The sequence below is a fragment of the Erwinia sp. 9145 genome, assembly GCF_000745075.1.
Classification (GTDB): Bacteria; Pseudomonadota; Gammaproteobacteria; order Enterobacterales; family Enterobacteriaceae; genus Erwinia; species Erwinia oleae.
This window is the reverse complement of record NZ_JQNE01000001.1, coordinates 2,736,845-2,749,768: the sequence shown is the minus strand read 5'-3', so window position 1 is coordinate 2,749,768 and position 12,924 is coordinate 2,736,845. Positions and strand designations below refer to the sequence as shown.

Sequence of the window (12,924 nt, the reverse complement as noted above, 5' to 3'; positions counted from 1 at the left end):
TATTTCTTGCAGATCCCTTCAGCCTGTTGTCGGAAAAGAAGAAATACAGAGAGTCTTTGCGCTCTGTTTCCTTCAGGAGTCGTTTAATCATGTCTGAAAATACTCCCCGGTCGTCTGCCTGGCTGGGACTATGGTGCGCGGTGCTGGGAATACTTTTCCTCGCCACCGGCCTGTTTTTTGTTATTGGCGGCGTAAAGCTGTTGATGCTGGGAGGCAGCGCTTATTTTGCCGTCGCGGGTGTCTTTATTTTGCTGTCGGCCCTTCAGTTATTTCGCCGTAGATCCTCCGCCGTGACGATATTTGCGCTGGTCTTTATCGCCTCGGTTATCTGGGCTTTGCAGGATGCTGGCGTTAACTTCTGGCCGCTGGTTTCACGCCTGATGGTGCCGGCGGGTTTTCTGCTATTGGCTTTGCTCACGCTGCCCGCGCTGCGCCGCCGTGAAGGCAAGCCCTCTGCGGCAAAAGTGGCGTGGCCGCTCTCTGCCGTGGTGGTGGTCGGTATGGTCGCCACGTTCGTGCAGATGTTTCAGCCCCACTCGCCGGTAACCGACGGCACAACGCTGCCGCTGACGCCGGTTGATAAGGCGAGCGAGCAGAAAAACTGGGAAAACTACGGCAATACGCCGGGCGGTAGCCGGTTTGTGGCGCTGGACCAGATTACCCGCGATAACGTTCGCGATCTCAAAGTCGCCTGGACCTTCCACACCGGTGATATTCCCGACAGCCCAACGGGCAATGGCGCGGAAGATCAGCAGACGCCGTTACAGATTGGCGATACGCTCTACCTCTGTACGCCACACAACAACGTCATCGCGGTAGATGCGGACAGCGGGAAAGAAAAGTGGAAGCACGTGGTTAACGCCAGAGCGGAAGTCTGGAATCGCTGCCGTGGTCTGGCGTGGTTCGACGCGACCAAACCGGTCAGTCAGCCTTCTGTGCCCGGCTCTGTGCCGGTTCCACAGCCTCAGCTGGCCGCAGGGGATAGCTGCCAGCGCCGCCTGTTGATGAATACCATCGATGCGCGCCTGATTGCCATTAATGCGGATAACGGCGAGCTTTGCGAGCACTTTGGCAAGAACGGCGTGGTCGATCTCAAAGCCGGTCTGGGCGATGCGCAGGATCCAAAATATCAGCTAACCTCGGCACCCACCGTTGCCGGCACAACCGTGGTGGTCGGCGGTCGCGTGGCGGACAACGTGCAGACCGACATGCCCGGCGGCGTGATCCGCGGCTTTGATGTGATCTCCGGTGAAATGCGTTGGGCGTTTGACTCAGGCAAAGAAGATCCTAACGCGGCGCTGAAGCCAGGTGAAAACTACGTGCGCAGTACGCCGAACTCATGGGCGCCGATGTCGTACGATCCGGCTATGAACACCGTCTTCATGCCGATGGGCAGCTCGTCGGTGGATCTGTGGGGCGCAACACGAACGGCACTGAACCATAAATATGGCGCGTCGATTCTGGCGGTTGATGCCACCACCGGTAAAGAAAAGTGGGTCTACCAGACCGTACATAACGATCTGTGGGACTTCGATCTGCCGATGCAGCCGAGCCTGATCGATTTTCCAATGAAGGATGGCTCGCGGAAGCCTGCCGTCGTGATTGGCACCAAAGCCGGTCAGATTTACGTGCTGGATCGCCTGACCGGAAAACCGCTCACTGAAGTGAAAGAGGTGCCGGTTAAAAAAGGCAATATTCCGGACGAGCAGTACACGTCGACGCAGCCAAGGTCGGTAGGTATGCCGCAGATTGGCGCTGACACGCTGAAAGAGTCGGATATGTGGGGCGCAACACCGTTCGATCAGCTGGTTTGCCGTATTGGCTTTAAATCGATGCGGTACGATGGCCTTTATACCGTGCCCGGAACTGATAAATCGTTAAGCTTTCCCGGCTCGCTGGGCGGTATGAACTGGGGCAGCCTCTCGTCCGATCCCAACAGCCACTATATTTTTGTGAACGATATGCGCCTGGGTCTGTGGGTTCAGATGATCCCGGCCAATACCGATAAGATTTCACGCGGCAGCAACGGCGGTGAAGCGATTAATACCGGTATGGGCGCGGTGCCGCTGAAAGGTACGCCTTACGCCGTGAATAAAAACCGCTTCATGTCACCGCTGGGCATTCCCTGCCAGCGCCCGCCGTTCGGCACGCTTTCCGCGGTCGATCTGAAAACGCAAAAAATTGTGTGGCAGGTGCCGGTCGGGACGGTGCAGGATACCGGGCCGTTCGGTATTAAAATGCATGCGCAGATGCCTGTGGGTATGCCAACGCTTGGCGGCACCCTGGCGACGCAGGGCGGGCTGGTGTTTATTGCCGGAACGCAGGATTACTATCTGCGGGCGTTTGATTCGTCAACCGGTAAGGAAGTGTGGAAAGCGCGTCTTCCTGTAGGAAGCCAGGGCGGCCCCATCAGTTACAAATCGCCGAAAACAGGCAAGCAGTACATCCTGATTTCGGCCGGTGGCGCGCGTCAGTCGCCGGATCGCGGCGATTACGTTATCGCTTACGCGCTGGATAACTAGCGCAAGCCCGCAAAACCCTCCGCCTGAAAACGGAGGGTTTTTTGTTAACGCCCCTCCTGCCAGAGCTGTACCAGCTCCGGCGACGCCTGCTCTTCCGGTATCAATAATACAATGCTGCCTGTTTCCTGCCGCGTGGCATAGCTGACCTCAACGCGAAAATAGCGTCGATCGCCTTGCCCGACGCGCCCGGCTTCCGGCGGCGTGCCAAGCGGCAATGCGTGACGCAGCACGCTACAGACATGTTCCCGCTCCACGCCATCCAGCTGCGCCAGCGCGATGCGTCGCGGGCCGGAGAGTTTTGGAATGAAAGCCAAACCGCCTTCGCGCGCAACATCAATAATCGCATCGTCGTTCAATTCCGGCAGCGAGTTCATAGCGCTATGCCAACCTCTTTCCATGCTGATTCAATAGCCTGACTTACCGATTGATCAAAGCGCTTCTGACCGTGCTGCATGGTAAAGCGCGCAAAGGTGGCAAAATCGGCATCCTGTGGCAGTGTGCGGTCACAGACCGTATCGTACCAGGCATAGCCCGCCTTTTCCCACGCGTTGCCGCCCAGCGCTTTGGCGGCCAGATAAAAGGCACGATTGGGAATACCGGAGTTGAGATGCACGCCGCCGTTATCATCGCGGGTTTGCACGTAGTCCTGCATAGTGGCCGGCTGCGGATCTTTGCCCAGCAGCGGATCGTCATAGGCCGTTCCGGGTTGAGACATCGAACGCAGCCCTTTGCCGTTGATGCCTTTCGCCAGCAGCCCTTCGCCGATGATCCAGTCCGCCTGATCCGCCGTCTGTTTCAGGTGAAACTGCTTCACCAGCGAGCCAAAAACGTCCGAGAGCGATTCGTTCAGCGCACCCGCCTGGCCGAAGTAGATCAGTCCGGCTTCCGTTTCCGTCACGCCGTGCGTTAATTCATGGCCTATCACGTCCAGCGCAATGGTGAAGCGGTTAAATATTTCACCGTCGCCATCGCCGAACACCATCTGCTGGCCGTTCCAGAAGGCGTTCTGGTAGTTCTGGCCATAGTGCACGGTGCCCTTCAGGGTCAGGCCTTTGTTGTCCAGTGAGTTGCGCTGATACGCTGTCTTAAAGAAGTTCCACGTATCGCCAAGGTAGTCATAGGCTTCACGTACGGCAACGTCGCCGTTGTCGGACTGGCCTTCATCGCGTACCAGCTTGCCGGGCAGCGTTTGAGTATTTGCCGTATCGTAAATTTCACGACGGACGTTGTCCTGTACCGGCGACGCATCTTCCTCGGGTTTCGTCCAGCTTTCCGCCATCAGCGTTTGTACATGGGCTAACGTTTGCCGTGCGCAGTTTTGCTGCGTCCCGGAACCGTTATCGATAATTCTCCGAAGCATGTAAGGAGGAATGACCCCGTAGTGCATATCTGACTCCCCGTTCGACTGTGATTGTCTGGAAAGTATAGCCGCCATGCCCGGAGGCGTGACGGTTTTGCTCAGAGAACGAGCGTTCAGGAGGCGCGCGGCTTGCGCGGCTTTTGGGGCGTGACGGTGGTAACGTCGCTTTCAACCCAGCCGTCGTCCAGACGGGTTTTCAGGCGGTCGCCGGGGTGAAGCTGGGTGATTTTTTTAATCACTTCGCCCTGCGCAGAGGTGGTAACGCTGAAGCCGCGCGCCAGCGTGGCCAGCGGGCTGACGCCTTCAAGCTGCGCGGCGAGGGTGGCGAAGCGCTGTTTGCCGCCGTTTAACTGCCCGAGCATCGCCCGTTGCAGACGATAGTGCACCTGTTGCACCTGCTGCTGCGCGCGGTGGAGGCGGCTCTGCGGCTGAAAGGCGATCAGCCGCTGCCCGACGCGCTCCTGCTGGCGCGTCGCCTGGCGCAAACGCAGCTGCATGGCATCGTCCAGGCGACGTCGGAGCTGCATCAGGCTGGTCTGCTGACGCGCCAGCCGCAGCTGCGGATGCTGCTGCTGGAGACGATGATGCAGGCGGGTAAAAGTGCGGTTCTGCCGGGCAAGATAGTAATCCATTGCCATTTCCAGCCGCTGCTGCTGATTTTGTAACTGGCGCAGCAGTTCCAACTGATTGCGGCTCACCAGTTCCGCCGCCGCAGAGGGCGTTGGCGCGCGCAGATCGGCAACGAAATCGGCGATGGTGACGTCCGTTTCATGGCCCACCGCGCTAACGATGGGAATGCGGCTGGCGAAAATCGCCCGCGCCACACGCTCATCGTTAAAGCTCCATAAATCCTCCAGCGAACCGCCGCCGCGTCCGACAATCAGCACGTCGCACTCGCCGCGCTGGTTGGCCATTTCGATTGCGCGCACAATGCGCGCGGGCGCGTCAACGCCCTGCACGGGCGTTGGATAGATGATGACCGGCAGCGACGGATCGCGGCGATGCAGCACGCGTAAAACATCATGCAGGGCCGCGCCGGTTGCTGAGGTAATGACGCCAACCTGACGCGCCGGTTCCGGCAGCGGCTGTTTATGACGCTGTTCGAAAAGCCCTTCGCCGGTCAGCTTCTGCTTAAGCTGCTCAAACTGCTGCTGCAACAGGCCATCGCCCGCGGGCTGCATGCTTTCTGCAATCAACTGGTAGTCGCCGCGCGGTTCATACAGGGTGATATTCGCCCTGACCAGCACCTGTTGCCCGTTTTGCGGACGAAAAGTCACCCGGCGGTTGCTGTTACGAAACATCGCACAGCGTACCTGGGCGCTGTCATCCTTCAGCGTGAAGTACCAGTGCCCGGAAGAGGGCTGCGAGAAGTTGGAGATTTCGGCGCTCAGCCAAATCTGCCCCATTTCTCTTTCCAGCAGCAGACGCACCGTGGTATTGAGGCGGCTGACGGTAAAAATATTGGCGGATGGCGGTAGCGACATGTGAGGAAGATCAAACTTTAAATCAGAAAGTTAATCAACTGATACTACATGCCTCGCTCAGCGGATCAAGCTCTTTAGTGAAAAAATGCTGGAGGCAATCCATTACGGCCTGTATAATGCCGCGGCAATATTTTATACGTTCTCATTCACCCTGAGGTTGAGATATTGCCATGCTAAGAATTGCTAAAGAAGCCCTGACTTTCGACGACGTTCTGCTCGTTCCTGCCCATTCGTCTGTACTGCCGAATACGGCCGACCTCAGCACCCAGCTCACCAAAACTATCCGTTTAAACATTCCTATGCTCTCCGCTGCGATGGACACCGTGACCGAAGCGGGCCTGGCGATTGCGCTGGCGCAGGAAGGCGGTCTGGGTTTTATTCATAAAAATATGTCCATTGAGCGCCAGGCGGAAGAAGTTCGCCGGGTGAAAAAACATGAAAGCGGCGTGGTCACCGATCCGCAAACCGTGCTGCCGACAACGCCGCTTAAGGACGTGAAAATCCTTACCGAACGTAATGGTTTTGCCGGGTATCCGGTGGTGAATAACGATAACGAACTGGTCGGCATCATCACCGGTCGCGACGTACGTTTTGTCACGGATATGAACCTGCCGGTTACCGCAGTTATGACGCCAAAAGAGCGTCTGGTTACCGTGCGGGAAGGCGAAGCCCGTGACGTGGTGCTGCAAAAAATGCACGAAAAACGCGTTGAAAAGGCGCTGGTGGTTGACGAAAGCTTCCATTTGCTCGGTATGATCACCGTAAAAGATTTCCAGAAAGCAGAACGTAAACCTAATGCCTGTAAAGACGAGCACGGCCGTCTGCGCGTTGGCGCGGCGGTTGGCGCCGGCGCCGGCAACGAAGAGCGTGTGGACGCGCTGGTTGCGGCAGGCGTTGATGTGCTGCTGATTGACTCCTCCCACGGCCATTCTGAAGGCGTGCTTCAGCGCATTCGTGAAACCCGCGCAAAATACCCTGATTTGCAGATCGTTGGCGGCAACGTGGCGACCGGCGCCGGCGCGCTGGCGCTGGTGGAGGCGGGCGTCAGTGCGGTGAAAGTGGGCATCGGCCCTGGCTCAATCTGCACCACCCGCATCGTCACCGGCGTGGGCGTACCGCAGATCACCGCCGTTTCTGACGCCGTTGAGGCGCTGGAAGGCACCGGTATTCCTGTTATCGCCGATGGCGGTATCCGCTTCTCCGGCGACATCGCCAAGGCCATTGCCGCAGGCGCCTCAGCGGTGATGGTCGGCTCAATGCTGGCCGGAACGGAAGAGTCGCCGGGCGAGATCGAACTCTACCAGGGGCGCTCGTTCAAATCCTATCGTGGAATGGGTTCGCTGGGCGCGATGTCGAAAGGCTCCTCCGATCGCTATTTCCAGACCGACAATGCGGCTGACAAACTGGTGCCGGAAGGAATTGAAGGCCGCGTGGCCTACAAAGGTCGCCTGAAAGAGATCGTTCATCAGCAGATGGGCGGCCTGCGTTCCTGTATGGGCCTGACCGGCTGTGGTACTATCGACGACCTGCGTACCAAAGCGGAATTTGTCCGCATCAGCGGCGCCGGGATTTCTGAAAGCCATGTGCACGACGTCACTATTACCAAAGAGTCCCCGAACTACCGCATGGGTTCCTGATTTCAACGGGCCGCCACGCGCGGCCCGCCTTACGCTTTTTTTCACTTCTTTTGCCGGAAAACGCCTTAAATGACGACGGAAAATATCCATAAACATCGCATACTGATCCTTGATTTTGGCTCGCAGTATACGCAACTGGTTGCGCGCCGCGTGCGTGAGCTGGGCGTCTACTGTGAACTCTGGGCCTGGGACGTCAGCGAAGATCAGATCCGCCAGTTCAATCCGAACGGCATTATTCTCTCCGGCGGGCCGGAAAGCACCACCGGGCATAACAGCCCGCGCGCGCCTGAATACGTCTTCAGCGCAGGCGTTCCCGTGTTGGGCGTCTGCTACGGCATGCAGACCATGGCGCTACAGCTCGGCGGCAACGTAGAGGGTTCCAGCGAGCGCGAGTTCGGTTATGCGCAGGTGGAAGTGGGCGTGGAAAGCGCCCTGATCCGCGGCATTGAAGACGCCATCAGCGCTTCCGGTAAGCCGCTGCTGGATGTCTGGATGAGCCACGGCGACAAGGTCACCGCCATTCCGGCTGATTTTACTACCGTTGCCAGCACTGAAACCTGTCCGTTCGCCATCATTGCGAACGAAGAAAAACGTCTGTACGGCGTGCAGTTCCACCCGGAAGTGACCCACACTCGCCAGGGGCTGCGCCTGCTTGAACGCTTTGTGCTGGAGATCTGCCAGTGCGAAGCGCTGTGGACACCGGCAAAAATTATTGAAGACGCCGTTGAGCGCCTGCGCACCCAGATAGGTAGCGATAAGGTGATCCTGGGCCTTTCCGGCGGCGTCGATTCATCGGTGACGGCGATGCTGCTGCATCGTGCCATCGGCGATCGTCTGACCTGCGTATTTGTCGATAACGGCCTGCTGCGCCTGAATGAAGCCGAGCAGGTGCTGGAGATGTTCGGCGACCACTTCGGCCTGAATATTGTTCACGTGGCCGCCGAGGATCGCTTTCTTGACGCGCTGGCCGGCATCGACGAGCCGGAAGCGAAGCGTAAAACCATCGGTCGCGTTTTCGTCGAGGTGTTTGACGAGCAGGCAACCCGCGTCACCGACGTCTCGTGGCTGGCGCAGGGCACCATCTACCCTGACGTGATTGAATCTGCTGCGTCCGCCACCGGCAAAGCGCACGTCATCAAATCTCACCACAACGTTGGCGGCCTGCCAAAAGAGATGAAGCTGGGGCTGGTTGAGCCGCTGAAAGAGCTGTTCAAAGACGAAGTGCGCAAAATCGGTCTGGAACTGGGGCTGCCGTATGACATGCTTTACCGCCATCCGTTCCCGGGTCCGGGCCTTGGCGTGCGTGTGCTTGGCGAAGTGAAAAAAGAGTATTGCGATCTGCTGCGTCGCGCCGATGCGATCTTTATCGACGAACTGCGTAAAGCCGATCTCTATAACAAGGTGAGCCAGGCCTTTACCGTATTCCTGCCGGTTCGTTCGGTCGGCGTAATGGGCGACGGTCGCAAGTACGACTGGGTTGTTTCACTGCGCGCGGTGGAAACCATCGACTTTATGACCGCGCACTGGGCACATCTGCCTTACGAGTTCCTGGGCCGCGTCTCCAACCGCATTATCAACGAGATCGACGGTATTTCCCGCGTGGTTTACGATATTTCCGGCAAGCCACCGGCGACGATTGAGTGGGAATGATTTCGCGTCTGGCACCTGCCAACAGGTAAAAGCATCAGGTCACAACAACGAAGCCCGCGTAACTGCGGGCTTTCTGCAATGGTGATAGCGCCTGAATGCCGCGCCGGTAAGTCTGATGCTCAACATGCGGACACTAGTGCAATTACAAGTAATGCCTCCAGCCCATCCGTTCACCCCTGGCAGCACACTCAGAAAGTGTGTTCGTCTCCCTGCCAGCCGGTATTTCTCAGAAATGCTTCCCATGTCAGGCTGGACGGATCAATTCTCCTGCTCCACAGTACATCACGATCTGGCGTGAAATAACCGTATTTCACCGCGTATTCAGTCATGCCGGTAATCTCATCAACCACGCCGTCTTGCCCGGAAAACGAAGGAAAATGGTGCAATAATTCTTCCCGTGTGAAGGCTGAGCGGTAAACCGCTTTTTTACCCGTTATGCGCGTGAAGGTTTCTACCATCTCACGGGGCGAAAGAAACTCTCCGATCACCGGGAGCGTTCGTCCTGCATACTGTTCGCGGTGATCCAATATCTCCAGCACTGCCGGCCCGGTGGCGGTAAGCGGATCGACAAAAGGCGCGCGAAAATCCTCCGGCAGATAAACGGGGAAAATCAGCTGGTCGCCTTCTCTGCGCGGCGGGTAGTACTCGGCCAGGTTGGTATAGAAAAATGCCATCTGAATAAACGAGCAGGTAACGGGCAATGTACGGATATAGTCCTCAATCTTCGCTTTATCAGTGAAATGTGGAACCCACAATTGCCCTTCAGAGATTTTCTCAACGTTTTCCAGACTGCTGAAAACAATATGTTCCGCGCCCGCCGTTACGGCAGCATCCGCGAGCTGGCGGCCCAGGGCTGTCTCGTGCGTGTCAGCCAGACGTGATGCGGGGGCAATGCCGGGCGTCATTAAAAACACGCCGAAAGCATCCCTGAATGCCTCAACCAGGCAATGTTCTTTATCGGGCGCCAGGGACACGTCTTTCAGTTCTGCACCGAGGCGTGCCAGTTCCTGTGCCGTTGAAGAAGTGGTATCGCGGGTTAACGCCCGCACGCGGTAGCGCTGACTTTCCAGGAGCGTCCGGGTCACGCTACGTCCCTGTTTACTCATGGCGCCGAAAACGACTATTAGCGGTCTGGACGATATCATTTTCACTTTCCATCCTCAGATAAGACGTGGTTGCATTATCAAAACGGATGAGGGATAAGTGAAATCGATTTTTTTATATCAAGAAATCCACTGAATGGATACCAGAAAAATTGACCTGAACCTGCTGCTGACGCTGGAAACCCTGCTGACTGAACAGAACGTCACAAAAGCTGCCATGCAGCTTCATCTCAGCCAGCCCGCCGTGAGCGCACAGCTCAACCGACTGCGGGAGATCTTTCACGATCCTCTGCTCATACCCGGACGGCGGGGCATGACGCCAACGGCGAAAGCGCTTGAGCTGATGACGCCGCTCAGTAACGCCCTGGCAATACTCCGTCAAACCGTGCAGTCTCATGAGCGTTTTGATCCGCAAAGCGCGTCGTTGACCGTAACGATCGCCTGTACGGATTACATACAGGCTGCGGTTATCATGCCGCTGGTAGTGGCCCTGCAAAAACTCGCGCCAGGCGCGCGCATTGCTGTCCGTCACTACGATCCGAATCAGTCAGAGCATCAGCTGAGGACGGGCCAAATCGATGCGGTCATTGCCACGCCGGACGCGGCGCAAACGAACCTGAAAGTTCATCATTTGTTTAATGAAACCTATGTGCTGGTCGGACGCGCAGGCCATCCTGAATTATCAGGCTCGCTGACCATGGATGAGTTTTCAAAGCAGAAACACATTATCGTTTCACCTGCCGGTGGGGAATTCACCACGCCCGTTGACAGCGTTCTGGCCGCATCCGGGCTGCGACGGCAGGTCGTAATGTCTGCGGCTTCGTTCCTGTTCGTGCCGGGGATGGTGGCAATGAGTGATTTGGTCGCGCTCGTCCCGCGACGACTGATACAGCAACCCTTTCATCAACTCACAGTTCTGGAGCTACCCTGGCTCAGGGAGTATTTTGAGGTAAGTCTTATCTGGCATGAGCGCAGCCACGGACATGCGGGCCATCGCTGGCTCAGAGAGTTAATTATCAGGCTAAATGGCGCTTAACAGCGCCGGATAACCAGGGCGCCGGGCGTAAGGGGCGCATCCAGCGTATGCCGGTTGCCATAAGATATCTCTACTGTCATTCCCGGCATGCCGCTGTCAATTCCGCGTAATGGCACGTTTGTCATTTTCAGCTGAAGCCATCCGTATAAGCCGCTTCTCCAGGAGCAGCCCTTCAGCCCTCCGAACTCCGCCACTCGACGGCGCAGCGTTGAAGCCGGCCTTTCGTCCCATAAACGGCCCGGTATCATGAAGATCTGCCGGGGGATTATTTTTTACGTCGGGCGTGAGCATCAACGGCAAGCGATCAGGGCAGTAAAAACAGCGTCGCCAGCCCCAGAAATATAAAAAATCCGCCGGTGTCGGTCAGGGCGGTGATCAACACGCTGGAGCCCACGGCGGGATCGCGCTTCATCTTGATCATCACCAGCGGGATCAGCACGCCCATCAACGCCGCCAGCAACAGGTTCAGCGTCATCGCCAGCATCATGACGCCGCCGAGCGCCGGATTGCCGTACATCGCCCAGGTTACGCCGCCCATAATTCCGCCCCAGCACAGGCCGTTTATCAACGCCACGCCAAGCTCGCGTCCAATCAAAAAGGTAAAGTTACCCGGTTCAACCTGATGCAGCGCCAGCGCTCTGACGATCATGGTAATGGTTTGATTGCCGGTATTGCCGCCAATACCGGCAACGACAGGCATCAGCGCCGCCAGCGCGACCAGCTGTGAAATCGTCTGTTCAAACAGGCCAATCACCCGCGAGGCGATAAATGCGGTACAAAGGTTAATGGCCAGCCACGCCCAGCGGGTACGCACGGCCTTTCGCACCGGCGCGAAAACGTCCTCATCCGGGTTAACGCCGCCCATCTTGCGGATATGGCTGTCGTTTTCCTCATTGACCAGGTCAATAACATCCTCAACGGTGACGCGCCCCATCAGCTTGCCTTTGGTATCAATAACCGCCGCGGAAATGAGGTTGTAACGTTCAAACGCGCCTGCCGCATCGCCTGCTTTATCGTTGATAAGAAACGTGGTCGGGCTGGCGTTCATCACCTCAAAAACCTGCTTATCAGGCTTGTTGAGCAGGATATCCGTCAGGGTCAGTTCGCCCAGCAGCGTATTTTTTTCGTCCGTAATAAACAGTTTATCGGTGCCATCGGGAATGATTTTCTTGCGTCGCAAAAAACGCTGCACCGTGGCCAGCGTGACATCCGCCGTAACGGTGATCAGCTTAAAGTCCATAATGCGGCCGACGCGGTCGCGGTCAAAATCCATTACCGATAACACGCGCGAACGCAGTTCAGGCTCCAGCGAGGTGAGCAGACGGCCGGTTAAATCGCGTGAAAGATACCTGGCGAGGTAAGCCTGGTCATCAATATCCAGCGGTTCGATAGCGCGCAGCAGGTCGCGATCGCTCATCTCCTCAATCAGGCTTTCCCATACGCTTTCAGACGCTTCAACCAGCACTCTGCCGCGCCGCTCGGTGCCGATTAGCCGCCACAGCGCCAGTCGTTCATCTTCCGGCAGAGCTTCAAGTAAATCGGCGATATCTGCCGCATGCAGCAGTGGAATATAGTGCTCAATCTCACGTGTCTGTTCCTGATGAACGCGGGTGTCGTCTGCATTTTTCTTTACGGGGCGTTCAAGAAGTGCTTCCACCAGGCCGCGATCGTTAAGGAGAAGAGTGAGAATGCGGCTACGTATTTCAGAAAGTTGTTGAGCATGGGATAAGGCGACAGACATAAAAATTCCCTTGTGTCTGATAAAAGGCAACAAAGAGGTAAGTATTGCTCAAATCAGGGGAAAAGCCGCGCTCTTTCAGGCGAACTGACAGGAAAAACGATCGGTTGCGCTATTTTGCGACAGACGTTGAGACATCCTGTTTCTTTTGCTGGCTGTGTTCGATTGCGCCGGGAAGCACATAGATTAATCTGCCCGCAAGAAGGAAGAAGCTGACGAATAAGACGATGCGGGTCATTCGGCTGGATTTTTTACGACGATGAAAAGGGATAGCGCTGTTCACGCACGTTGTCCTGAGTTAAGCCCGTAGGCGATGCTGTTATTTAGTCACAGGAAGAGGAGAATAGCAATGCACTATGCTGCAATAACGACCAGCCAGACTGAAACTTAAATT

General features: G+C 56.8%; 10 protein-coding genes. 4 read left to right on the top strand and 6 right to left on the bottom strand.

What is annotated here, in order from left to right; translation table 11 throughout:
• Positions 1-89 precede the first annotated feature (89 nt).
• Positions 90-2,522, top strand: coding sequence for a membrane-bound PQQ-dependent dehydrogenase, glucose/quinate/shikimate family (locus FA91_RS13120; protein WP_034916366.1), 2,433 nt, complete (start codon positions 90-92; stop codon positions 2,520-2,522).
• Positions 2,523-2,566: 44 nt separating this feature from the next.
• Here FA91_RS13120 and FA91_RS13115 read toward each other — a convergent pair whose 3' ends face one another.
• From FA91_RS13115 to xseA, 3 genes are all read right to left on the bottom strand, one after another.
• The gene (locus tag FA91_RS13115) at positions 2,567-2,896 is read right to left on the bottom strand and encodes a protealysin inhibitor emfourin (protein ID WP_034916364.1); all 330 of its coding nucleotides are present in this window, start codon (positions 2,894-2,896) and stop codon (positions 2,567-2,569) included.
• The gene (locus tag FA91_RS13110) at positions 2,893-3,909 is read right to left on the bottom strand and encodes a M4 family metallopeptidase (protein WP_034916363.1); all 1,017 of its coding nucleotides are present in this window, start codon (positions 3,907-3,909) and stop codon (positions 2,893-2,895) included. The genes FA91_RS13115 and FA91_RS13110 overlap by 4 nt, the downstream gene beginning before the upstream one ends.
• Positions 3,910-3,995: 86 nt before the next feature.
• The gene (gene xseA, locus FA91_RS13105; protein ID WP_034916362.1) at positions 3,996-5,366 is read right to left on the bottom strand and encodes an exodeoxyribonuclease VII large subunit; all 1,371 of its coding nucleotides are present in this window, start codon (positions 5,364-5,366) and stop codon (positions 3,996-3,998) included.
• 170 nt (positions 5,367-5,536) lie between these two features.
• Between xseA and guaB the strand changes: the two genes are divergently transcribed.
• Entirely contained in the window at positions 5,537-7,003 is a 1,467-nt protein-coding gene (gene guaB, locus FA91_RS13100) for an IMP dehydrogenase (RefSeq protein WP_034916361.1), read from the top strand.
• Between the two features lie 69 nt (positions 7,004-7,072).
• Positions 7,073-8,653, top strand: coding sequence for a glutamine-hydrolyzing GMP synthase (gene guaA, locus FA91_RS13095; protein ID WP_034916359.1), 1,581 nt, complete (start codon positions 7,073-7,075; stop codon positions 8,651-8,653).
• Positions 8,654-8,841: 188 nt separating this feature from the next.
• Here the strand turns inward: guaA and FA91_RS13090 are convergent, their stop codons facing one another.
• Positions 8,842-9,798, bottom strand: a complete 957-nt coding sequence (locus tag FA91_RS13090; RefSeq protein WP_034916358.1) for an NmrA/HSCARG family protein — start codon at positions 9,796-9,798, stop codon at positions 8,842-8,844.
• Positions 9,799-9,892: 94 nt separating this feature from the next.
• On the opposite strand from FA91_RS13090, the gene FA91_RS13085 reads away from it, so the two are divergent.
• The gene (locus tag FA91_RS13085) at positions 9,893-10,792 is read left to right on the top strand and encodes a LysR family transcriptional regulator (RefSeq protein ID WP_034916356.1); all 900 of its coding nucleotides are present in this window, start codon (positions 9,893-9,895) and stop codon (positions 10,790-10,792) included.
• Between the two features lie 304 nt (positions 10,793-11,096).
• Here the strand turns inward: FA91_RS13085 and mgtE are convergent, their stop codons facing one another.
• Together mgtE and FA91_RS20535 are read right to left on the bottom strand one after the other, a co-directional pair.
• Positions 11,097-12,533 carry a magnesium transporter gene (gene mgtE / locus FA91_RS13075; RefSeq protein ID WP_034916353.1) on the bottom strand — a complete coding sequence of 479 codons (1,437 nt, stop codon included), beginning with the start codon at positions 12,531-12,533 and terminating at the stop codon, positions 11,097-11,099.
• Positions 12,534-12,642: 109 nt separating this feature from the next.
• Complete coding sequence (locus tag FA91_RS20535; RefSeq protein WP_072016837.1) at positions 12,643-12,813, bottom strand: YfgG family protein; 171 nt, start codon at positions 12,811-12,813, stop codon at positions 12,643-12,645.
• Positions 12,814-12,924 lie beyond the last annotated feature (111 nt).